The organism is Ligilactobacillus sp. RTP31139st1_D10_RTP31139_211217 (genome assembly GCF_040226755.1).
In the GTDB taxonomy this organism is placed as follows: domain Bacteria; phylum Bacillota; class Bacilli; order Lactobacillales; family Lactobacillaceae; genus Ligilactobacillus; species Ligilactobacillus animalis.
In genome coordinates this window covers 66,561-88,983 of sequence record NZ_JBCOAR010000006.1, presented here as the reverse complement: position 1 = coordinate 88,983, position 22,423 = coordinate 66,561, and the positions used below count along the sequence as shown (strand labels likewise).

Genomic DNA, 22,423 nt, shown 5'->3' with positions numbered 1-22,423 from the left:
GACAAACTATAACAATTTAGCTACATTTTAAGATGCAAACGCAATCATTCGCATTATATAAGGTAAAGAGCCCTAAAATGTCTAAAAAATTTTTCCAAAAGTGCGACACATATCTCAAAATGTACGAAAAAAACGACTACTACGATCACTTGACCGCAGTAGTCGTTGGGATAGGCGCTAGTTTAGAATAAGCTCGTGATCGCACGCCAGCCGATCACAAAGATATTAGCCTTCTTAACTTCAGTAGTTGTTTGCGCATCAGCACTCAAGTAGTCTGTTCCATCCAAGAAGTACATTGGTTGATCTTTAGCTTTGATCTGTAAAGTACCAACCTTTTGGCCCTTCTTCAAAGGAGCTTGTAGACCATCTTTTTTGTATAATTTCTTGTTGCCAACAGCTTTTGCACTTAATTGGTCCTTAGAAACGCCACTCTTCAACCAAACATCGGTCTTAGATGCCAAAGAAACTTTAACATCTAGGTCTTTACCATGGTAAACCGGCAAAGCATTGGTCTTTTTAAAGGTCGTCCCTTTAGCCAAAGAAGTATAGGTATAGTTGTTGTAGCAATATGACATTAATTTTTGTGTTTCTTCAAAACGTGAAAGGTCCTCTTGGCTATCATGTTTAGCTCCTAAGACGATCGTGATCAAACGATGCCCGTCTTTATTGACTGTCGCAGCAAAACATGCACCAGCTGAATCAGATGTCCCTGTTTTCAAACCGTCAACTGGTAGTTCACTATAAGCCTTAGCTAAACCAGGTAACATCCAGTTCCAGTTTTCCATTTCAGTTTGATCAGTCCCGTTGTTGAATTTCATCCGAGTGATCTTAGTTGTCTTCAACACTTCAGGATAGTCCTTGATCAAACGTTGGCTCAAGATCGCCATATCTTTAGCGGAGAATTTGTTTTCCGCATCATCGGCAGCCCCAGGATATTTGCCATCCTTGACTTCACCGTTAGCTAAACCATTAGCCGTGTAAAGTTCAACATCTTTTAAGCCCATCTTCTTGGCTTCTTTACGCGCTAGATCGATAAAGTTCTTTTGCGTCCCGCCAACTGCGTCAGCTAAAGCCATCGCAGCTCCATTAGCTGAATAGATCAAAGTAGCTTGGTATAATTCCCGCACGGTATAGCTATGACCTTCCTTTAATGGAACATTGGAAAGCGTAGTATCTTGGCTGACTTCTTGCGCAGCCTTGCCGGGAGTCACTTTTTGATTCCACTTGAGTTTGCCATTATGGATCGCTTGCAATACCATGTAGGCGGTCATCAATTTTGACATGGACGCCACTGGTAAAGCTTGGTCAGCGTTTTTGGCATATAAAATTTGTCCTGTATTAGTATCGACCGCGATCGCTGCTTTAGCGTCGATTTGTAATGAACTGTCGGTATCAGCTGGCAAGGCTGTATCAGCTTTGGCAGTTGCCACTCCGAGTCCGCTAAAACTAATCACGGAAAATACGATCACAGCCGCTGCTAGAGCTGTGACTACTTTTTGTAAAGATTTTAAAAATGTCATCTTTCTAAGTTCCTCTCACTTAATCTCATCTATAAGAATACCCAAAATATCAAAACTAATCAATAAGAAACACGTCTTTTTCAGCTGACAATACTAAACCAGCTTTGAAGCCCAAAACACCTCAAAACTGGTCCAATATATTATCTTGTTACTGACGCACTAAACTGTCAGCATGCTTAATCGGAAAATGCATGATAAACTCTGTCAATTCGGCATCCGAAGTTACATAAATGTAGCCATGGTGTCTTTCGACGATACCTTGCGCGATCGCCAAACCCAGCCCTGAGCCCCCGGTCTCACGTGACCGCGAACTTTCAGCCCGATAGAACCGATCAAAGACCTGTTCTAATGATTTTTGCGGGATCGGTTCACCATCATTAGCGATCGTTACTTTGAGCTCTTTTTCACTCACCGGCATCGCTTTAAGATAGATATTCTTACCACCGGCTCCATATTTCAAAGCATTAGACACTAGATTGTTGAAGACCCGGGCTAATTTTTCACCATCAGCTTCGATCACCAATGGTTCAGCTGGAACATCGACATGGATCGCCATCCCTTTTTTGTTGGCCTCCAGTTCGTAACTAGCAGCCACCTGTTCTAACATCGCACCGATATCTAACTGTACGATGTTCAACGTTACACCTTCTTGTCTGACCTTAATATATTCAAACAGGTCATCGACTAAGGATTTCATCTGATTGGCTTTCAAAAAAGCTGTATGGGTATATTGCAATAATTCTTCATCATTATTGTATTGTTTATTTTCGATCAGGCCGAGATAGCCAATGATCGATGTCAGTGGTGTCCTGATGTCGTGACTGACATTGGTCACTAACTCAGCTTTTGAACGTTCGATCAGGCGCTCTTCTTCCATAGCATTGATCGTACTATCAACTAATGAATTGACACTTTCAACGACTCTTTGCATCTGACCACTTAGCTTGAATGGTATCCGATGATCAAAATGTCCCGAAGCAATATAGTGCAACTCAGCGATAACATGACGCAACTGCATCTGCCGGTAGCGCCGCATCAAACGCCAATAGACGATACCACAATCCGCAATGATCATCAAGGTGAATAAGCCCCCCCAACTCCAGATCTGGAGATCAGTCGGCCCTAAAAATAGCGACATCTTGATCTGGAAGATCCCATTTTGTAAACCCGGGTTATTCGAGATCTCCTGGTTAACGATCATAAAGATCGACATGTTGAGCAACAATAACAAGATGACCGTTACTATCCCTTCACCGAAGAGCTCACTTTTTTCCCGGGCTGTCAGTGAAAATTTCATCTGCTCACCTCATCAGCTTACCTAACGTGATTCTATCTTATAACCTACGCCCCAAACCGTTTGGATAACTTTTTCGCCACCAGTAGCTTCTTCGATCTTATCGCGCAAGTGGCTCACATGGACCATAACTGTTTTAGCTGAAACAACGGACTCCTGTTGCCAAACACGTTCAAAGATCTCATCTGCTGAAAAGACACGGTTAGGATGACTAGCCAAGAGATATAAGATCCCAAATTCTAAGGCTGTCAATGAGATCTCCTTACCGTTGACCGTTTCGACTTCATGGGAATCTTTTTTGATGATCAAAGAACCCACTTCGATCTGATCAGGCTCGTTATTTTTTACTTCATGTTGTGAACGGCGCAATAATGATTTGACACGTGCCATAACTTCCAAAGGGTTGAATGGTTTGGTCACATAATCATCGGCACCTTGAACTAGGCATTGGATCTTATCAAGATCGTCTGTTTTAGCCGATAACATCAAGATCGGGATCTGGCTATCTTTTCGCACAGCTCGCACAACTGCCATTCCATCTAATTGGGGCATCATCACATCTAAGATCATCAGATCGATATCTGGGTTAGTATTGATCTTCGTGATCGCTTCTTTACCATTGTAGGCTTTTTCGACATCATAGCCCTCATTTTTAACATATATACTTAATAATTCAACGATATCTTTATCGTCATCGACAATTAAAATCTTCATAATGTCTGGTCCCCCTAAAGAAAACTTAATTATATTTTTATTTTACCAAATACTTTGCTAAATATACTTAAAGAAATTCGTAAAAATTACGACTATTTTACCCAAAATACTTGGTCATGAATAAAGTCAAACGGCCGATGTAAAGTATTCACTTCGGGTGGACGATCCAACTTAGCGGTTTGCCAAAATTGTGGTGAATTCGTCGCCCCCTTAGCTTCACCGATCACGATAAGATCACCGGACCAATGATGAGCACGCAAAAAGTCCAAAATAGCACGATCACAAGTCGTTTGCTCCGGTGCCCACTCTAAAATAATGTTATCTACCTGCTGATAATAGGTTTGGACCGCTACCAAGGCATCACACTGTTTGACATCACACCACGGGTGCGGGCGCGTATTATCTTGCGCTTGCCAATCAAAGTCATCGACCGCGATCACATTAGGTAGATTAGCCGCTAAAACAGCATTGCCACACATCACCACTAGTGTTTTCCCGGGTTTTAATCGCTGTTTGAAAGCCGCCAACCATGCCTGCGAAAAAACGTGCCAGATCCCAAAATTTTCGATCAGTACTTGGCGCAACTCATTTAAACAACTGACCAATTCAAACAACTCTGGGTGTTTAGTCATATGTAATTCAAGATAGTGGGTTGAAAAACTCAGCTTCGGCACTACTTGTGGGATTTCATGTCTACTATAGGCTGTAACTACGGCTTGGACTTGGGTGATCTTTTGGTGGACGGTGGTCAAATTACCACACATCCGGTCATAATATCGTAACCTAGCTAAATACTCATGCCATTCCATCAAACAACTTCCTTATCCAATAAGCTAAAAAAAGACCCAAATGACGCGCGGGTCATCGAGTCTTTACTTGGCTCACACTTCCTAAGCCTATTATAACAAAATTATTCTTAAATCAAATCTAAATCACTTACCTTTTTAGTCCAGGCACAATCCTTGAGCCTGGATCGCAGCCATTATCTCATCTCGCGAGCTCTTCTGGGTTGCCAATTTATTTGAACCGATCTGGGTGGTAAATTCATCCACGCGACGGTTAGTATCACGCAGATCATAGTATTGGTGGACTGATTTATCGTAGTCTTCAAACTCAGCCAAGGGAAAATCAGCGGGATATTTATCATCAAAGACTGTAAATTCTAGGGGCAAACGCGGCTTTAATTGAGGACTTTGAGCCGGATGACCTAGTTGGAGCCCTAATACCGGATATGTCAATTTAGGCAACTCTAGCACCTCGACCAATTTTTTAGGTTCATTATTGATGCTCCCTAAGACGACTCCCCCTAAGCCCATGCTTTCAGCCGCTAACAGCGCATTTTGAACGGCTAAAACCGTATCATTGACTGCTTGAAAAAAGAGATCGGCAGTCTGTAGACGAGCGATATCTTTTCCCAAGTGCTGTCTAATCTTAGCATTGCGATTTAGATCAGCTAAAAAGATCAATAGCTCGCCATTGCCTCCGACATAGTCTTGTTTGGCGATCTCACTTATCGCCTTGCGCTTTACTTCATCTGTGATCCGCAAAATACTGAACTGTTGCAGAAATTGGCTAGTCGAGGTATGCCTTGCCGCTTCATAGATCGCAGTAAGTTGTTCTTTAGCGAGCGGTTCTTTTTCAAAAACTCGGATACTTCGATGGTTCAATTGCGTCTTTAACGTTTCATTAGTAATTTCCATCCACTTCACCTGCTTACTTTAAGTAATTAAAAGGTACTATACCACTTTTGGGAGAGAAATACAAATTCACATCCGAAACAGGTACATATAAGATGAGAACACGAAATAGCGACGATTTACCATATACTCCCGAGCTATATAGTGGAAACGTGTTCGCCAATGTAACGCCTAGTGAATAACAAGGGCTTCACCAAGCTGCAAGAAAACACATCATGGCAAAGCCCTTGTTATTCATACGGCGCTGAGCGCATTGGCTCACACTCTATCTTATTTGTCCCTGTCCGCTGATCACGTACTTGGTCGTAGTCAAAGCTTCTAAGCCCATCGGTCCACGCGCATGTAATTTTTGCGTCGAAATACCGATCTCGGCTCCAAAACCAAAGACAAAACCATCCGTAAAACGCGTCGAAGCATTGATATAAACACTGGAAGCATCAACTTCATTTACGAACCGTTGCCCATTTGCATAGCTATCCGTCACGATCGCTTCAGAATGCTTCGTATTGTGCGTGTTGATATGCACGATCGCCTCTGTTAAAGTATCAACGACTTTTACTGCTAAAATATAGTCATTATACTCTGTATCCCAGTCGCGTTCAGTTGCTGGAACGGCTGCATCCCCTAAGATCTCACAAGTCCGGGCATCTCCACGTAACTCGACATTATACTTAGCCAATGCTTTTGCGACTTGAGGCAAGAACTCTTCGGCCACATCTGCATGAACGACCAAAGTCTCGGCCGCATTGCAGACAGATGGACGTTGGCACTTAGCGTTGACTACGATCTTTTCGGCCATTGCTAAGTCTGCTTGACTATCTACATAAACATGACAATTTCCCGCTCCCGTTTCGATCACGGGCACAGTTGCTTTTTGAATGACGGTTTGGATCAAACGCGCGGAACCACGTGGGATCAAAACATCTAAATAGCCATTCAGTTGCATGAATTTTTCTGCTACTTGGTGCGATGTTTCTGTGATGATCTGGATCGCTTCTTTAGCGATACCATTTTCAACTAAGACTTGTTGTAAGACCTCAGCCAATTTGATGTTTGTTGCTAAAGCTTCCTTACCACCACGTAAGATCACCGCATTACCTGATTTAAAACACAACCCTGCCGCATCGACTGTCACATTTGGACGAGCCTCATAGATCATCCCCACGACTCCTAAAGGTACTCGACGTTGGACGATCTGAAGGCCATCTTGATTGATCCAACCTTTATCGACATTTCCGATTGGATCTGGCAAAGCCGCGACCTGCCTTAAACCTTCAGCAATATCTTTGATCCGTGCTTCATCTAAAGTCAAACGATCAACAAAACTGGATTTCATCTCAGTTGCTTTTTCTAGATCGACTTGGTTAGCTGCAATGATCGCAGCTGTATTATCTACTAAAGCTTGCGCCATCGCTTTTAAGATCTCATTTTTTTGTTCAGTGCTCAGCTGTGCTAATTTAAATGCCGCTTCTCTTGCAGCAATTCCCATTTTTTCCAAATCAAGTGCCATTATTTTTCCTCCTTTACAAATAGCGTCCCTAAAGGTTCACCTTTAACGAGATCAAAAATGATCGCTGGGTCTTGCCCGTTAGCTAAGATCATCATCTTGTCATTTTCAAGCATTCTTTGAGCTGCTTTCAACTTGGTCATCATCCCGCCAGTTCCAAATTTAGAACCTTTGCCACCGGCTGCTTCTAAAGCTGTCTCATCGATCTTTGTGATCCGCTCAAATAGTTTAGCATCACTGTACTTTCGCGGATTCTTATCAAAGAAACCATCGATATCGGATAACATCACCAAAAGATCGGCATCCACGATCGAAGACACGATCGCTGAAAGTTGGTCGTTATCACCAAACTTAGTATGATGATCCATCTCATCGACAGCGACCGTATCATTTTCATTGACGATCGGGATCACACCCCATTCCAATAAGCTATTGAACGTATTCAAAGCATTTTGGCGACTCAAAGGGTATTCTAAAACGTCATGCGTTAACAAGATCTGTCCGATCCGTTGACCGTAAAGTGAGAAACGTTGTTGATACACTGACATCAAGCCACTTTGTCCGATCGCTGCTAACGCCTGTTGAGCTGGGATCGATTCGGGTCGTTCGTGCAAGCCCACTTGTCCCATCCCAACACCGATCGCCCCAGAAGAGACTAGAACGACTTGTTTACCGTCATTGACAAGACCGGTCAAGACATAACACAATTGGTCAATGGCATGGAAATTCACTTTACCGTTGGGGTGAATCAAGGTGCTTGTCCCCACTTTAACTACGATCCTTTTTGCATCAAGCTGGCGTTTTTTTGCCATGTTTTTTCCTCCAAAATAAAATTCTTGATTTAATTATACTATATTTTATGCTAACTGTTTTCTTTGAGTTTCTTAGTCTTTTGATTTTGATCTGGCTCTAAGACATAGCGATCAAGCAATTCAATGATCTGATCATTTTGTGGCAAGTCAGAATGCTGGGCATCTTTTCCCGTCACCGTGATCTGCGTAAAGTGCTTCACGATCCCCTGGTAGATGTATTTTCCCGCTTCAACACTGCGCTCGGGAACTAAGCCATCAGAGTCATAGGTCTCAGTCCCAGCAACAGTATAGACTGAAAGGTCAGTCGGGAGTTTCTTGCGATTTTTGATAAAATCAGCCAACATTTGCGTCTTTCGTTGTAATGACGTTTCCGAGAAGTTATACGGCGTTCCGACCGTCATCAAGACTTTTGCTTGAATATCATATTTAGGTAGGTAATTTTCTAAAAAGGCCGTATAGATCAGGCCACCATTGGAATGCCCAAATGCTTTGAAGTTATTGAATTCGTACTGTTCACTTAACTGCTTGAAAGCTTTATCAAACATTTTGGCCTGCTTTAAGATATTGCTGTAACCATCTTTGTTGTTCTCAAAACCGACCACGATAAACGGCTCATTATCTTTAGCGTTGATCTTGCCCGAATACTTGACCGTGCCATCGTTGTAGACTTTGACTTTTAACAAACTGTGCTTTTTTTGGCTCCGACTGTTGATCTTTTTGATCAGGGCGTCAAAACGATTTTCGGTAGCCGAACTTCCGGGGATCATGATCACTGGTGACAGGCGTGAATTATGCCACCGAGCCAGATCTTTAACATTTTGCCGCGTCCAAATAAATGATGGGAGCGCTAGACTAAAAAGGATCAACAACACCAGTAATGTTATCCCCATGCCACGCTTATTGATCTTCATTTAACTCACCTGCTCTCTTGCAATCATTATCTAAAGCCCCAGCGATCTTCTCTGCAAATCTGACAAAGGGTATATATAACAAGATATCGCATAATAACAAACCAAAAGTAAAGATCAACACGCCCCAAGAACCATTTGTCCCGATAAAAGCGTATAAAACACCTGGTGTCGTCGTCAAAACCGGATAAACCGCTGGGGGGACTAAGCCACATAAGAGAGCCAAGCCCCCGATCACCATATTAAATAACGGGATCACCAAAAATGGCAGTAAATAAAACGGATTGAACAATACCGGTAAGCCGATCATAAAGGCGACATTCGTATTGAACATGCTTGGAATAACGGTCCAATTCGCTAGTTTACGCGTATTTTGGCGCTTCGCTACTAAAAAGATCGCTAAGACCAAGCCTAAAGTCGCCCCCGTTCCCCCTATGGCGCCATAACTAAAATACAAGGTGTTGGCATTGAATTTTTCAGGAACTTTAGCTAGATCATTATGGCTCAAAGCATAACTCAAATTCTTCAACGCACTTTGATCACTATCAAAGGTATTTCCCGTATATGGCCCACTTAGTCCTAGCCACGCAAGTAATAACGTGATACTAGCAAAGAACATGACGGGCCAAAAACCGCTTTGCTTAGTTGCTTGGCCTTGTAGCCAACTTCCGACTCCCTCAAAGATCTGATACTTGAATAATAAGCCTAGTAAAATATTGCAGACTACCGCAAACAATAAGGTAAATGTCAACGGCAACAACCCTTTAAAAGAGCGACTCAAAAGTTCTTGTCCATGCTCAGTCCCTTTAATAGTCGGACCACTCAAATATTTAAAGACCCAGCCCACACAATAACCCACGGCTAGACCTAAAATTAACCCGGGAAATCCCAAGAGATCGAGGCGGAAATTAAATTGGCCGTTATTGCCCGTTGTGCGTTGATAACAGATCGCTAAAAAGACCAACAAACCGGTCAAACCGGCCAATTGTTCATCACGTTTAAAAAACTGGGCGGTGTATTTAGCCGAAACGCCCGCCGCTAACAAAGCGATCACCCCCGCAGTCAGCATATAGATACTGCCAAATAACTGGTTGGCAGCGCGATAATGTGGTAACCACTTGCTGATCTGGATCAAATTTCCGAGATAGCCATCGGGATGTAGTAACGAAAATTCGATCACTTGTGCAAAACTTCCCAATAGAATAAATGGAAATAATACTGCAAATGTGCGCTGAATTATTCTAAAAAAAGACCATTTGCGAATTCTTAGACCTAAAGCAATAATTCTTTGTTCCATCGCTCTTTCCCCCAAAAGTTCATTCTTTGTTCTAGTATAGCCTAATTTATGCTGCTTTAACATATGTAGCACGCAAAAGAAATCTTGCATTTTTTAGCAATTACGGTATATTAGATAACGTTGCTTTAAATCAATTTATATTGTGAGGTATTTTTCAGTGAAAACTGCATTAGATAACTTTTTTGATCTGACTGGTCTTAAAACCAACGTCAAGCGTGAGATCCTCGCTGGTTTTACGACCTTCATCTCAATGGCATATATTTTATTTGTCAATCCTGAGATCTTAGGCGCTTCTGGCATGGACAAAGGCGCGGTCTTTACCGCAACTGCTCTAGCTAGTGCGATCGGTTGTTTATTGATGGGGCTGTTAGCCAAATATCCGATCGCTACTGCTCCAAGTCTTGGGATCAACGCCTTTTTTGCTTATTCAGTTTGTATCGGGATGAACATTCCATGGCAAACAACTTTAGCTGGGGTCTTCGTAGCTTCGATCATCTTTTTACTGATCACCGTTTTTAAATTACGTGAATTGATCATCGATGCGATCCCAGCTGATCTAAAAGCAGCGATCTCAGCTGGTATCGGCTTATTTATCGCCTTTATCGGACTCCAGGGTGGTGGCTTGATCGTCGCTAACAAATCTACACTCGTTGGCTTAGGAAGCTTTTCTGGCTCGACTTGGGTCACAGTCTTTGGCTTGATCGTCGTTTCGATCCTAATGGTCATGCGAGTTCCAGGGGCTATCTTTATCGGGATGGTCCTTTCAGCGATCTTTGGCATCGCAACAGGTAATATTCAAATGCCCCATGCTTTTGTCGCACCGGCACCAAGCATGGATCAAACTTTCTTAGTTGCATTATCGCACTTAAAAGATATCAATACACTGCAAATGTGGGTCGTAGTGATCACTTTTTTATTGGTCACCTTCTTTGATACAGCTGGAACTTTGATCGCCTTAGCTCAACAAGCTGGCTTCTTACAAAATAACAAGATGCCCCGCGTTGGGAAAGCTTTGATGTCAGATTCAACTGCCATGCTCTTTGGTTCGCTTTTTGGAACTTCTCCAGTGGGCGCTTATGTTGAATCTTCCGCCGGGATCGCAGTTGGGGGCCGTTCCGGTTTGACCGCGGTCACGACTGGGATCTGCTTTATCTTAGGCCTATTCTTTTCACCGCTTTTGACAGTGGCAACTTCACAAGTTACCGCTCCTGCTTTGATCATCGTCGGTGTTTTGATGGCACAAAGTATGGCTCGCATAACTTGGACTAAACTTGAGATCGCGATCCCAGCCTTCTTGACCGTAGCTGGAATGCCACTGACTTACAGTATTTCAGACGGATTAGCCCTTGGCTTCATCGCTTATCCGATCACGATGATCGCAGCGCGTAAAGGTAAAGAAGTACCTGCTTTGATGTATGTTTTATTCTTTGTCTTTGTGATCTTCTTCTGGGTCTTAAATATCGAAAAATAAACAAAATGGACACTCTTAAAACGAGCGTCCATTTTGTTAACTATCGATCAGCATTCGTCTTTTTATTGACCCTAAAAACACTGTCTAAAATGTAAAGCAACGGGCCACCGCCTACCAAACAAATGATCAGAAAGATGATCATTTTAGGCGTTGTTAAGAATTGTAAAAAACTAGTCTCACGATCTCCCCAAAACCAAAGGCCAAATGGAATTGCCAGCGCTTCTGAAAGAAGGAAGATGACGTAGCGTTTATTTTCTTTGATCCCCCCGGCCAGCCACCATTTCCATAAGCGCCTCATTGGCTTCGCCTTCTTTCATATCTCTATTGTATTATGTCACGAAAGAATTAACTGATTTTGTCAAATATCGCACTTTTCCATTCCTATTCGGGCTATCTGAGCGCTTAAGTATGAAATATTTCTTTACAGCACAAAAAATATGCCCAAACGTGTTCGCCGATCCAACGTCCAATAAATAAAAAGGCTCCTTCCACGATACAAGATCATGGGAGGAGCCTCCTTATTTACGCGGGAATGACCGCACTGTCTTACACGCTAAGACTTTTATTTTTCGTAGCTGGCAGCTTTAGCTTGATACATTGCGATCTCATCTTCAGAACAACGAACATAATGTCCCGGTGTGATCTCATGTAACTTGCGTGGCTTACCTTGCTTATCGTCTTCGATCGAAGCATCGTATTCTTTTTGCTTACGATTGCGTTCAAACTCTGGATCTGGTTCAGGCACAGCTGAGATCAAACTAGCTGTGTAATCATGCAATGGCTTGTTATAAACATCATCTGCTGGGCCCACTTCCAACAAACGACCATAGTGCATAACACCGATCCGATCTGAAATGTACTTCACCATGGAAAGGTCATGCGCGATGAAGAGATAGGTCAGACCCTTTTCTTCTTGCAATTCCTTCAATAAGTTGACGACCTGTGCTTGGATCGAAACGTCCAACGCTGAGATCGGTTCGTCAGCGATGATAAAACGCGGTTCGACCGCTAAAGCACGTGCGATACCGATCCGTTGGCGTTGCCCACCTGAGAATTCGTGGGGATAACGACTGGCGTGATCTTTGTTCAACCCAACTGTTTCTAAGAGCTCTTCGACTTTAGCCCGGCGCTCTTCTTTATTTTTAGCGAGGCCATGGATATCGATCCCTTCGGCGATGATATCTTCGACCGTCATCCGGGGATTCAAAGAAGCATATGGATCTTGGAAGATCATTTGCATTTCACGGCAAAATTCAAGGTGATCTTTACGTGAGGTCAACTTGCTGACATCTTTACCGTCAAAGAGGATCTGACCGTCTGTTGGTTCATACAAATGGATCACACTTCGACCAGTCGTGGTCTTACCGGAACCTGATTCACCAACTAAGCCAAATGTTTCCCCTTCAAAAATGTGGAAACTAACATCATCAACGGCTTTGACCATGCTAGGCTTACCCACGCCGAAGTATTGTTTTAAGTGCTTGACTTCAAGCAATTTTTTGCGTTTTTCTGGCATGTTAAATTCCTCCTGGTCTATTCAGCATCCGCATGCTTCATCGCTTCTGCACGCCGATTTTTTGCAACTTCTTCTTGTTCCTGGATCTCACGCCAGATCTCAGCCCGACGCATGATCTCTGCTGGCGGCTCGATCTGGGGTGCATCTGGATGCAAAAGCCAAGTAGCTGCATAATGCGTATCTGACACCTTAAAGAATGGTGGTTTCTTTTGCGCATCGATCTTCATCGCATATGGATTCCGAGCTGCAAATGGATCACCTTTTGGCGGATCTAAGAGATCTGGTGGTGTCCCTGGGATCGCTTCAAGTTTGGTACTTGAAAGAGTCGGCATCGAGTTCAACAAGCCCCAAGTATATGGATGTTTTGGATTGTAGAAGATCTCGTCTACCGTTCCATATTCAACGATCTGCCCCGCATACATTACGGCGACCCGGTCAGCCATCCCAGCAACCACACCTAAGTCGTGCGTGATAAAGATGATCGAAGTCTCGATCTTAGCTTGCAATTCTTTCATCAAGTTCAAGATCTGAGCTTGGATCGTTACGTCCAAAGCGGTCGTTGGTTCGTCAGCGATCAAGATCTCTGGATAACATACCAAAGCGATTGCAATCACGATCCGTTGGCGTTGCCCACCTGAGAATTGGTGAGGATAGTTATTGAAGCGTTTTTCAGCATTGGTGATCCCAACTAATTTCAAGATCTCTAATGCTTGCGCCATTGCTTTTTTCTTATCCATATTCTTATGGACCATCAAAGGTTCCGCAATTTGGCGTCCGATCTTCATCGTTGGATCAAGCGAAGTCATCGGATCTTGGAAGATCATTGCGATATCTTTGCCACGGATCTTTTGCATCTCTTTTTCAGATTTCTTCAAGAGATCTTGTCCTTGGAACATGATCGAACCACCAACTACTTCAGCATTACTTGCTAATAAGCCCATAATACTCTTAGTTGTGACCGATTTACCTGAACCGGATTCACCTACGATGGCTAACGTTTCACCTTTATTCAAATGAAAACTCACATCGCGAATGGCTTTAACATCACCCGCATAGGTATGGAAATTGATTTTAAGGTTTTTAACATCTAAAATTCGTTCAGCCATACTACAACCTACCTTCTAGTTTTTGGATCAAATGCATCGCGGAGACCATCACCTAACAAGTTAAATGAGATCATCAACACACACAAGACGATCGCTGGATACCACATTTGATATGGTAAGAATTGGAAATTCTTTTGCCCTTCATTCAACAATACCCCAAGGGAAGTTTCTGGGGCTGAGATCCCGATCCCGATAAAGCTCAAGAAAGCTTCAAAGAAGATCGCAGTTGGGATCGTGTACATCGTTTGGATGATGATGATACTTGATAAGTTTGGCACCAAGTGTTTCCAAGCGATCTTAGTTGGGGATTGCCCTAAAGTCCGCGCCGCCAAAACATATTCTTGACTCTTTAACTGGAGCGTCTCGGCCCGGATCATCCGCGCCATCGTCGTCCAACTAGAGATCGCGATCGCCAAAATGATCGATCCGATACCTGGTTTGAAGACCACCAACATCAAAACAACGATAACTAAACTTGGGATGGAGGAGATAACTTCGATGATCCGCTGCATCACGTTATCCGTCCTGCCACCCTTCCAACCCGATACGATCCCGTACGTGACCCCGATCGTCAAGTCAAAGAAGGTAGCAACTAAAGCAACGATCAAGGAGATCTTGGTCCCATAAACGATCCGTTGCGCCAAGGAGCGCCCTAAGTAGTCAGTACCCATAACAAAGTATTTGTCTTTGGATACGCCAGCTTGCGCATATTTATCGACCCAAACATCGCCAACTTTAGCCTTACCATTGAACCCATTGATATTTACACCAGGGATCTTAGCTGGTAAGTTAGCATATTGTGGTTGTGATTTGACCAAAGTATCGCGGTTAACAAATGGTGTCGAACCAAACGCTACAACGATCATAAATAAAATGATAAAGAGCGAAATGACCGCCCCTTTATTCTTCTTCAAACGGCGCCATGCATCTTGGGTAAACGTCAAGGAAGGCGCAGCAATTTTTTCAGCATCAAGCTCTTCTTTTACTTCTAAAGCTTGAAAATCTTCTGGTCGTAATTTCATTTTTTCTTCCATAAAGCTTAGCCCTCGTTTCCAGCAAGTCTGATCCGCGGATCAATGATACCGTAGATGATATCCGTCAATAGGATAACCGCTACAAGTCCCGCAGAAAATAGCATCGTAACACCCATGATCGTTGGGTAGTCGTTAGTCATGATCGATTTAACGAACTGTTCCCCGATACCAGGGATCGAGAAGATATTTTCGATGACCATCGAACCTGTCATCAACGCAACCGTATATGGCCCGATCAAAGTTACTAATGGGATCAAACTGTTGCGCAAAGCGTGATGGTAAACGATCTGGAACTTGCTCAACCCTTTAGCCTTGGCAAGCTCGATATAATCAGAATTTAGCACATCGACCATCCCAGTTCGCATAAACCTAGATGTTTCAGCCAGTGGCCCTACACCGAGCGCGATCGTTGGTAAGACTGTATAGGCAAAGCCACCCCAATCAGCGATCGGGAACCAGCCAAGTTTCAAAGCGATATAGTATTGAAGTAAAACAGCTAACACGAAGTTTGGTACTGATTTACCGATGATCGATAGGATCGTAACACCAGTATCGATCCAAGTGTTGCGGTTGATCGCAGCAATCGAACCAAAGATGATCCCAAAGAAGACCCCAAAGATCATCGCTTGGATCCCCAATTGAGCTGAAGCCCCGATCCGGCTTGAGATCAAATAGGAAACTGGTTGATTACTAAATTGGAATGATGTTCCCATGTCACCATGTAACATCCCTCCAATATAGAGTAAATATTGCATCCAGATCGGTTTATCCAAACCATATTGTTGGTTCATGATCGCAATCTGTTCGGGTGACATTTTTTCTTGGTTTGAATATGGCGTCCCGGGCATGAGCTTCATCAAAAAGAAGGTGATAGTTGCCACTAAAAATAGCGTCAACGCCATATAGAAAACCCTTTTTAACAGGTATTTCTTCATATCGTATATCCTCTCGTTTCTGAGATGTCTTTTTTGCCAAACAACGCAGGATAGTTAGTCCTGCGTTGTTTGATATTTTAAATCATTTTAAGTCTGATCTTATCTACCGTCAACTAAAAACTAGTTACCTGAGATGTAAGCTTCCTTAAAGTTGTAGTTTACACCAGCAGAGTTAAAGATAACATTTTTCACGGAAGGTTTTACCATCCATGGTTTTGTACTTTGGTAAAGCGGAATAACACCTTGATCGTCCATCAAGATCTTTTCAGCTTGCACTAAATCATCCCAACGCTTAGCTGGATCATTAGCATCAGTTGTCTTAGAAGCTTCGATCAAGCGATCGTATTCTTCATTCTTCCAACCACCAGCATTTTGGGAGTTATCAGAAGTCATCAAGTCTAAGAAGGAGATAGGGTCAGCAAAGTCAGCACCCCAACCGGAAACAACGACGTCAAAGTTCTTTTGTTCTGTCCGTGCTAAACGTGTCTTGAATGGTACGTTAGAAACAGTAACTTTGACCTTATCTGAGCCAAATGTTTCAGTGATCTCACTTTGTAAGAATTCCGTTGCCTTCTTAGATGTATCAGTATCATCACCTAAGATAGAAAATTCGATCTTATCTTGGCCAACTTCTTTGAGACCTTCTTCAAAGAGCTTCTTAGCGTCTTTTTCATTATACTCAACCGCTGATTTTACATAAGCTGCGTCAACGAAATCTTTACCATTACGTTCAGCTAAGTCACTGGAGACAAATCCCTTAGCTGGTGTAGAAGCACCCGCTAAAACTTGTTTAACGTATTGTTCACGATCGATCGCTTTAGAGATAGCTTGACGGATCTTAGTGTTAGCAAATTCAGCTTTTTGTTCGTTAAGTTGTAAGTAGAATACGGAAGCTTCCTTACGGTCTGTATAACCAGTTTGGCCCTTGAGCTGACGTGCTTGTTCAGCCCCTAAAACAGTTGCATCCACTTTACCAGATTGGTATAAGTTGTAAGCTGTTGTTGTAGACTTATTAACTTTATAGTTGATCTCGTCTAACTTAACTTTGCTCTTATCCCAATAGTTCTTGTTCTTAGCTAAAGTCCAGCTAAGGTTTGTCCCTGTCCAATCTTTCAAGACAAATGGACCATTGTAGACCATGTACTTGGAAGCTGTCCCGTACTTGTCGCCGTATTCTTCGACCACTTTTTGATTTTGTGGGAAGAATACTGGGAAGCCCATCAATAACTTGAAGTATGGTACTTGCTTATCAAGTGTTACGACTAATTTATGGTCGCCGTCAGCTTTGATCCCTAATTCACTAGGTTGCTTTTTACCATCCATAATGTCCTGTGCATTAGCTACACCGTCAAAGAGGTAAGCATATTGTGAACCAGTCTTAGGGTCGATTGTGCGTTGCCAAGAATAAACGAAATCTTTGGCAGTTACAGGATCACCGTTAGACCACTTAGCGTTCTTACGCAAAGTAAAAGTATAGGTCAAACCATCATCAGAGACCTCTGTCTTCGTTGCGATCCCTGGTTCGATCTTAGAGTTCTTACCTAAGCGATAAAGACCCTCCATCGAATTATTCAATTGGTTAAAACTAACAGTGTCTGTTGCTTTGGAAAGATCCATCGATGGCAACTCTGCACTTTCGCTCCAGTTGAGCACTTGCTTGTCGCTGGCACTATTATCTGAGCTCTTGCCACAAGCAGCGAGAAAAACAGCTGACAACGCCACAACAGCGCCCGCTTTGGCTAATTTAGCTAATTTCATAGATTCACAACTCCTTAATAATTACTTAATGACTCTAAATTACATCCTACTTTAATAACTTTTGACTTAAATAATATATGATAACGAAATTAAAATCAAGTGTTTATTCTAATTCAAAACGTATAAATTTATATATATAAAATTATATCTCATTCAAAAAAGTTGATATATCAACGATTTTTCCATTTATTTTAGCTAATTTTTGTCTAAATTTTTTTGGTAATTCGGAAATATTTCCATTTAAACCTAAATTAGAGACACGATAATTCGGAATGTGCAATTAACCAAAACTGAATTCAAAGAAAGCATTTTCTCATTTATACTCCGCCCCGACTAATTTACTAGTACAGTGGTATAATTTTAGTAATATCACTTGATCAAGGAGGATCTTTATATGACACCAGTTATCATTGCGGGTATCGAAAATGAACAAGAAAATTTTGACTATACGATGGCAGAACTAGCTTCTCTAGCTGAGGCTGCCAACATGGAAGTCACCCGCCAGTTCAAACAAAAACTCGAACGTCCGATCGCTGCTACTTACCTAGGCAAAGGTAAAGCTGAAGAGATCAAAACGGCTGGGGCAGTGACCGACAGTCAGATCTTGATCTTAAACGACGAATTGACACCCACGCAGATCCGGAATTTAGAAAATATCACCGAAATGCGCGTTTTAGATCGCACAGCCTTGATCTTAGAGATCTTTGCAGCGCGGGCTAAGACCAAAGAAGCCAAACTCCAAGTCCAAGTGGCTAAACTGCAATATCAATTGCCCCGGTTGCATACTGGGCTTACCGATAAACTCGACCAACAAACGGCCGGAAACGCTGGTGGTGGCTATACTAACCGTGGGGCGGGTGAAACTAAGCTCGAATTGAATCGCCGGGTGATCGAAAAAAAGATCAGCGCTTTGAACAAAGAACTCAAAACGATCGACAAAGAACATCAGACCCGTCGTAAACAACGCCAACGCTCTGGGATCAAGACGGCAGCGTTAGTCGGCTACACCAATGCCGGAAAATCGACTACGTTAAATGGACTCCTTCGGCTATTTGGTGAAACAGAAAACAAAGAAGTCTTTGAAAAAGATATGCTTTTCGCCACTTTAGATACATCTGTTCGCCGCCTCCGTTTTGATGACAACAAAGAGATCTTGCTAAGCGATACGGTCGGTTTTGTCTCCAAATTGCCACACCAGTTGGTCAAAGCCTTTCGGACAACTTTAGCCGAAGCTGCCAACGCCGATCTCTTAGTTCAAGTCGTCGATCTTTCCGATGACCACTACCAAGAGATGATCGAAACGACTGAAAAAACTTTGGCCGAGATCGGTGTAACTGACATCCCGATGCTTTATGTTTTCAACAAAGCAGATAAGCTTGCTGTCAGCTACCCTAGCTTAGCTGGCAGAGAATTGACCTTCAGTGCCCAAGATGACGAATCGTTAAAAGCACTAGCTGAACTATTGAAACAAGAGCTCTTCAAGGACTATCAGACGCATACGTATCTCATCCCATATGCCAAGGGAAATCTCGTTGAAGAACTCAATCAAAAGGCGACTGTGCTTGAAACTGAGTATCTCGCTGATGGGACTAAGCTCAAAGCCGAAGTTGCACCGGCTTTGGCTGGCCGTTTATCTGAACATCAACTTGACTAAAAATAGACGTGTTTCTTCTTTTGTAAGGAAGAAATGCGTCTATTTTTTATCACATACCTATAAACATAAACGAATCAATAGTATTTCTTAGCTACTATTTCAAAAGCCAGCTACATCATGCCCACCTCAATTTATAGCCGATTTTGCTTAAAAAAATTATCTGAAATTCTAAAATAAACTTTCTTTAAAATCTAAAATATGCTAACTTTTATCTTAGATACTACAAAAAGGTTGGTAATTTATGAAAAAAAATGAGCAAATTCACTTAGATCGTTCGATCAATCTATTTTCCGCATTAGCGTTAGTGATCGGGACCGTTATCGGCTCTGGGATCTTCTTTAAACAAGCTTCTGTTTTAAGCTACTCCCATTCGACGACCATGGCTTTACTTGCTTGGTTCTTCGGTGGCGTTTTGACATTGACCAGTGGCTTGACGATTGCCGAGATCGGCTCTCAAATGCCGCAAACTGGTGGCTTATACATTTACATGCACAATCTTTACGGTAAAGTTTGGGGCTTTTTATCCGGCTGGATGCAGATCACTGTTTATGGGCCTGCTGTCATCGCCGCGTTAGGTTCGTATTTGGCGGTCTTGTTACAAGCCTTCTTTGGCTTTCCCGCTAGCTATACACCTTTTGTCGGAGTCTTATCCGTTGTTTTGATCTCTGGCTTTAACTTCTTATCTAACCGCTATGGGTCTGCACTACAGATCGTTACGACATTATGTAAGTTAGTTCCGATCGCTGCGATCATCATTTTTGGTCTGCTCTTTGGTGATCAAAATGCCGTGGGTCAAGTTTTAGCCGAACGATCATCTAGTGTGGCGGGTAATTTTGGGGTCGCAATTTTAGCAACATTATTTGCTTATGATGGTTGGATCTTGATCGCTAATATGGGTGGTGAGATCAAAAATCCTCAAAAGATCTTGCCACTCGCGATCGTTTTAGGTCTGTCAGCAGTATTGATCATCTATGTTTTAGTTTCTTACAGTATTTTCAAAACGATGCCGGCTGAGATGATCGCTCGCTATGGTGAAAATGCTACCCCACACTTTGCGGAAATGGCATTTGGCAAGATCGGGGGTAAGATCTTAAACATCGGGATCATCATTTCGATCGTCGGCTGTATGAATGGTAAAGTCATGACCATCCCACGGATCATGTATGCGATGGCTAAAAACAATGAGTTACCATTTTCCAAGCAATTAGCTTATCTCAACAAAACGATGCATACCCCAATGGTCTCGATCTCTGCGATCGCAGTCATCGCTTCCGGGATGATCTTGACCGTGGATGCTGATCGTTTGACTGAGATCTGTATTTTTACGATCTATTGTTTCTATGTAATGACCTTCTTTGGCGTCTTCAAATTGCGTAAAACAACGCCAAGAGCGAAACGACCATTCTCAACACCACTTTATCCCTTGACCCCGATCGTAGCGATCTTAGGAGCAGCGTTTGTCTTAGTCAGTGAATTATTCTCTGACCTAAGTGGCGTCGTGATCTCCCTAGTGATCGTCTTATGCGGTCTGCCGATCTATTATTATAAGAATAGAGTGTAAGGCAAAGTGGGAAATGCCGTATGAATAACGGGAATACCGCCGTGATGCGTGTTTTGCATCATGGTGGTATTTTTGTTATTCACTAAGCATTGCTTTGTCGCACACGTTTCAATAGAGTGTAAGAACTGACGGGTTGCACCGTACAGATAACTGAAAGATCGCCAGGATGCGCTTCTTGCATCGTGGCGATCTTTTTGTTATCTGCTAGGTGTTGTCAGTTCGCACACGTTTCGATAGAGTGTAAGGCAAAGCGGGAAATGCCTAGTGAATAGTAAGAGCCCGACCAAGATGTGTGTTTTGTATCATGGCCGGGCTCTTACTATTAGTGCTTATCAAATTTATTGCTGGTGATCAATTCGATCGTTTGATCCATCTTGGTGCGGTGATCTTTTTCATCTAAAAGTAGTGTCGTGATGATATCCACAATATAAGTCATCGCAAATTGCGAATTGATAAAGCGGACGTTATCCACAAAATTACTATTCTTGACTAAAAGTGCCAGATCACTCAATTGGTATAACGGACTATCCTCGATCCCGGTGATCGCGATCTATAATCAGATCACAACCCCAAAAGAACATTTGATCTTACCGGAATGCGGTCATGAAGATATGCATGTTGGGGTCAACGATCAAGTCTTTAACTGGTTATTTAAAACACAGATCACTGACTGCTAAATAAAGCGGGACTCACTACGATACACAGTGAGTCCCACTTTATTTATGTTATTTATCGCGGCGGCGACGTAAAGATATCTCAGCCGTTTCATCTGCTTTTTTTACCCGCTCGATATCTTCTCTGATCTCAGAGCCTAAATGAGCTGATTCCTCTTCTTTAGGTCGATATGCGATCTGGATCTCTAGTCTATATGGTTCATCTTTTTGCATCATCGTTGACCGACCGGCAAACTTATACGGCCCGCCAGTCAAAGCAACGGCAGCTAAAGAGAGACGATACCGCTTCAAGGCTTCGATCCCACGCAGTAAGCCCACTTGGGTCACTTCCCCGAGTTCTTGGCGCTCGATCTGATTGACGCCACCATAGACGAGCAATTTGCCATTGACCTCACGCAATTCATAATACGGCAAGGCTACGGGCTCATTTAGGGCAAAGAAACGGTCACCACTCTTTGCTTTTTTAAAGAGCTCTTTATCTTTTGCTCCCCCAAAATCAAGCTGGAGATACCCGACCTGTTCTAATTGAGCCACAACTTTTTGTAAATTTTCACGTTGCTTGTGGTTTGTCCGCAACGTTGATGGTAAAAATTCTTCATCTTTGAAGATCCCATTAGTCTGCATAAACCCTGAAGCTACCCCAGCATTTTCTGCAGCACGCGTGTCGGGGATCTTGACGCCCAACATTTTTTCAACTTTAGGCGAGATATCGAGCTTTGAGACCCGATCTTCCGTAAAGAAATATAAAATATTGAGATATGTGAAATACAGTAACGCTAAGAAAGCTAAGATAAACAGCAGACCACGAACGATAAAACCGTTCGCAAAAAAGCGGTAAGCAACGTAAAGCAAATAGAAATTACCTACACCCCCAACGATCGTATAGATCCGATTTTTGAGCGTGGCATTCATATTAAAATAACCAATATAACTATTGATCATCCCTAAAATACTAAACACATTCC

At 42.7% G+C, this 22,423-nt stretch carries 21 protein-coding genes; 4 read left to right on the top strand and 17 right to left on the bottom strand.

The window, feature by feature from the left end:
* Nucleotides 1-182: 182 nt before the first annotated feature.
* The 9 genes from ABT996_RS05205 to ABT996_RS05165 all read right to left on the bottom strand — a co-directional run bounded on the left by ABT996_RS05205 (nt 183) and on the right by ABT996_RS05165 (nt 9,749).
* Nucleotides 183-1,520 carry a serine hydrolase gene (locus ABT996_RS05205; RefSeq protein ID WP_035446858.1) on the bottom strand — a complete coding sequence of 446 codons (1,338 nt, stop codon included), beginning with the start codon at nt 1,518-1,520 and terminating at the stop codon, nt 183-185.
* Between the two features lie 148 nt (nt 1,521-1,668).
* Nucleotides 1,669-2,817: a sensor histidine kinase gene (locus tag ABT996_RS05200; protein WP_035446856.1), complete on the bottom strand. Its 1,149-nt coding sequence runs from the start codon at nt 2,815-2,817 to the stop codon at nt 1,669-1,671.
* A 21-nt stretch (nt 2,818-2,838) separates the two neighbouring features.
* Nucleotides 2,839-3,528: a response regulator transcription factor CroR gene (croR, locus tag ABT996_RS05195; protein WP_010690337.1), complete on the bottom strand. Its 690-nt coding sequence runs from the start codon at nt 3,526-3,528 to the stop codon at nt 2,839-2,841.
* Nucleotides 3,529-3,620: 92 nt separating this feature from the next.
* Entirely contained in the window at nt 3,621-4,337 is a 717-nt protein-coding gene (locus tag ABT996_RS05190; RefSeq protein ID WP_010690335.1) for a hypothetical protein, read from the bottom strand.
* 135 nt (nt 4,338-4,472) lie between these two features.
* Nucleotides 4,473-5,228: an NADPH-dependent oxidoreductase gene (locus tag ABT996_RS05185; protein WP_035446854.1), complete on the bottom strand. Its 756-nt coding sequence runs from the start codon at nt 5,226-5,228 to the stop codon at nt 4,473-4,475.
* A gap of 262 nt (nt 5,229-5,490) precedes the next feature.
* Nucleotides 5,491-6,735, bottom strand: a complete 1,245-nt coding sequence (locus ABT996_RS05180; protein ID WP_035446852.1) for a glutamate-5-semialdehyde dehydrogenase — start codon at nt 6,733-6,735, stop codon at nt 5,491-5,493.
* Nucleotides 6,735-7,544: a glutamate 5-kinase gene (gene proB / locus ABT996_RS05175; RefSeq protein ID WP_010690328.1), complete on the bottom strand. Its 810-nt coding sequence runs from the start codon at nt 7,542-7,544 to the stop codon at nt 6,735-6,737. The genes ABT996_RS05180 and proB overlap by 1 nt, the downstream gene beginning before the upstream one ends.
* 50 nt (nt 7,545-7,594) lie before the next feature.
* On the bottom strand, nt 7,595-8,455 hold the full coding sequence (locus ABT996_RS05170; protein ID WP_035446850.1) for an alpha/beta hydrolase: 861 nt from the start codon (nt 8,453-8,455) through the stop codon (nt 7,595-7,597).
* Nucleotides 8,442-9,749: a PTS transporter subunit EIIC gene (locus ABT996_RS05165; RefSeq protein WP_035446847.1), complete on the bottom strand. Its 1,308-nt coding sequence runs from the start codon at nt 9,747-9,749 to the stop codon at nt 8,442-8,444. Before ABT996_RS05165 ends, ABT996_RS05170 begins: the two co-directional genes overlap by 14 nt.
* A 157-nt stretch (nt 9,750-9,906) precedes the next feature.
* On the opposite strand from ABT996_RS05165, the gene ABT996_RS05160 reads away from it, so the two are divergent.
* Nucleotides 9,907-11,220, top strand: a complete 1,314-nt coding sequence (locus tag ABT996_RS05160) for an NCS2 family permease (RefSeq protein WP_035446845.1) — start codon at nt 9,907-9,909, stop codon at nt 11,218-11,220.
* A gap of 40 nt (nt 11,221-11,260) precedes the next feature.
* Here ABT996_RS05160 and ABT996_RS05155 read toward each other — a convergent pair whose 3' ends face one another.
* The 6 genes from ABT996_RS05155 to ABT996_RS05130 form a co-directional block, all read right to left on the bottom strand.
* Nucleotides 11,261-11,518 carry a DUF5976 family putative bacteriocin gene (locus tag ABT996_RS05155; RefSeq protein WP_035446844.1) on the bottom strand — a complete coding sequence of 86 codons (258 nt, stop codon included), beginning with the start codon at nt 11,516-11,518 and terminating at the stop codon, nt 11,261-11,263.
* 264 nt (nt 11,519-11,782) lie between these two features.
* Nucleotides 11,783-12,736: an ABC transporter ATP-binding protein gene (locus ABT996_RS05150; RefSeq protein ID WP_035446842.1), complete on the bottom strand. Its 954-nt coding sequence runs from the start codon at nt 12,734-12,736 to the stop codon at nt 11,783-11,785.
* A gap of 17 nt (nt 12,737-12,753) precedes the next feature.
* Nucleotides 12,754-13,842: an ABC transporter ATP-binding protein gene (locus ABT996_RS05145; RefSeq protein ID WP_010690318.1), complete on the bottom strand. Its 1,089-nt coding sequence runs from the start codon at nt 13,840-13,842 to the stop codon at nt 12,754-12,756.
* A gap of 8 nt (nt 13,843-13,850) precedes the next feature.
* Nucleotides 13,851-14,876 carry an ABC transporter permease gene (locus ABT996_RS05140; protein ID WP_010690317.1) on the bottom strand — a complete coding sequence of 342 codons (1,026 nt, stop codon included), beginning with the start codon at nt 14,874-14,876 and terminating at the stop codon, nt 13,851-13,853.
* Between the two features lie 5 nt (nt 14,877-14,881).
* On the bottom strand, nt 14,882-15,811 hold the full coding sequence (opp3b, locus tag ABT996_RS05135) for an oligopeptide ABC transporter permease (protein ID WP_010690316.1): 930 nt from the start codon (nt 15,809-15,811) through the stop codon (nt 14,882-14,884).
* Nucleotides 15,812-15,931: 120 nt separating this feature from the next.
* Entirely contained in the window at nt 15,932-17,569 is a 1,638-nt protein-coding gene (locus ABT996_RS05130; RefSeq protein ID WP_035446839.1) for a peptide ABC transporter substrate-binding protein, read from the bottom strand.
* A gap of 394 nt (nt 17,570-17,963) precedes the next feature.
* On the opposite strand from ABT996_RS05130, the gene hflX reads away from it, so the two are divergent.
* Nucleotides 17,964-19,223: a GTPase HflX gene (hflX, locus tag ABT996_RS05125; RefSeq protein WP_035446837.1), complete on the top strand. Its 1,260-nt coding sequence runs from the start codon at nt 17,964-17,966 to the stop codon at nt 19,221-19,223.
* A 241-nt stretch (nt 19,224-19,464) separates the two neighbouring features.
* On the top strand, nt 19,465-20,784 hold the full coding sequence (locus tag ABT996_RS05120; RefSeq protein WP_035446835.1) for an APC family permease: 1,320 nt from the start codon (nt 19,465-19,467) through the stop codon (nt 20,782-20,784).
* A gap of 322 nt (nt 20,785-21,106) precedes the next feature.
* On the opposite strand, the gene ABT996_RS05115 is transcribed toward ABT996_RS05120, so the two are convergent.
* The gene (locus tag ABT996_RS05115) at nt 21,107-21,256 is read right to left on the bottom strand and encodes a hypothetical protein (RefSeq protein ID WP_179854471.1); all 150 of its coding nucleotides are present in this window, start codon (nt 21,254-21,256) and stop codon (nt 21,107-21,109) included.
* 13 nt (nt 21,257-21,269) lie between these two features.
* Between ABT996_RS05115 and ABT996_RS05110 the strand changes: the two genes are divergently transcribed.
* Entirely contained in the window at nt 21,270-21,461 is a 192-nt protein-coding gene (locus tag ABT996_RS05110) for an acetylxylan esterase (protein WP_179854470.1), read from the top strand.
* Between the two features lie 48 nt (nt 21,462-21,509).
* On the opposite strand, the gene ABT996_RS05105 is transcribed toward ABT996_RS05110, so the two are convergent.
* Nucleotides 21,510-22,418 carry a DUF6681 family protein gene (locus ABT996_RS05105; protein WP_035446831.1) on the bottom strand — a complete coding sequence of 303 codons (909 nt, stop codon included), beginning with the start codon at nt 22,416-22,418 and terminating at the stop codon, nt 21,510-21,512.
* Between the last annotated feature and the right edge of the window lie 5 nt (nt 22,419-22,423).

Coding starts and splice junctions, on each gene's coding strand:
- ABT996_RS05200 (WP_035446856.1), bottom strand. CDS start 2,817: ATGAAATTTTCACTGACAGCCCGGGAAAAAAGTGAGCTCTTCGGTGAA.
- ABT996_RS05190 (WP_010690335.1), bottom strand. CDS start 4,337: ATGGAATGGCATGAGTATTTAGCTAGGTTACGATATTATGACCGGATG.
- ABT996_RS05150 (WP_035446842.1), bottom strand. CDS start 12,736: ATGCCAGAAAAACGCAAAAAATTGCTTGAAGTCAAGCACTTAAAACAA.
- ABT996_RS05205 (WP_035446858.1), bottom strand. CDS start 1,520: ATGACATTTTTAAAATCTTTACAAAAAGTAGTCACAGCTCTAGCAGCG.
- ABT996_RS05145 (WP_010690318.1), bottom strand. CDS start 13,842: ATGGCTGAACGAATTTTAGATGTTAAAAACCTTAAAATCAATTTCCAT.
- croR (WP_010690337.1), bottom strand. CDS start 3,528: ATGAAGATTTTAATTGTCGATGACGATAAAGATATCGTTGAATTATTA.
- ABT996_RS05130 (WP_035446839.1), bottom strand. CDS start 17,569: ATGAAATTAGCTAAATTAGCCAAAGCGGGCGCTGTTGTGGCGTTGTCA.
- ABT996_RS05180 (WP_035446852.1), bottom strand. CDS start 6,735: ATGGCACTTGATTTGGAAAAAATGGGAATTGCTGCAAGAGAAGCGGCA.
- proB (WP_010690328.1), bottom strand. CDS start 7,544: ATGGCAAAAAAACGCCAGCTTGATGCAAAAAGGATCGTAGTTAAAGTG.
- opp3b (WP_010690316.1), bottom strand. CDS start 15,811: ATGAAGAAATACCTGTTAAAAAGGGTTTTCTATATGGCGTTGACGCTA.
- ABT996_RS05155 (WP_035446844.1), bottom strand. CDS start 11,518: ATGAGGCGCTTATGGAAATGGTGGCTGGCCGGGGGGATCAAAGAAAAT.
- ABT996_RS05120 (WP_035446835.1), top strand. CDS start 19,465: ATGAAAAAAAATGAGCAAATTCACTTAGATCGTTCGATCAATCTATTT.
- hflX (WP_035446837.1), top strand. CDS start 17,964: ATGACACCAGTTATCATTGCGGGTATCGAAAATGAACAAGAAAATTTT.
- ABT996_RS05170 (WP_035446850.1), bottom strand. CDS start 8,455: ATGAAGATCAATAAGCGTGGCATGGGGATAACATTACTGGTGTTGTTG.
- ABT996_RS05140 (WP_010690317.1), bottom strand. CDS start 14,876: ATGGAAGAAAAAATGAAATTACGACCAGAAGATTTTCAAGCTTTAGAA.
- ABT996_RS05165 (WP_035446847.1), bottom strand. CDS start 9,749: ATGGAACAAAGAATTATTGCTTTAGGTCTAAGAATTCGCAAATGGTCT.
- ABT996_RS05185 (WP_035446854.1), bottom strand. CDS start 5,228: ATGGAAATTACTAATGAAACGTTAAAGACGCAATTGAACCATCGAAGT.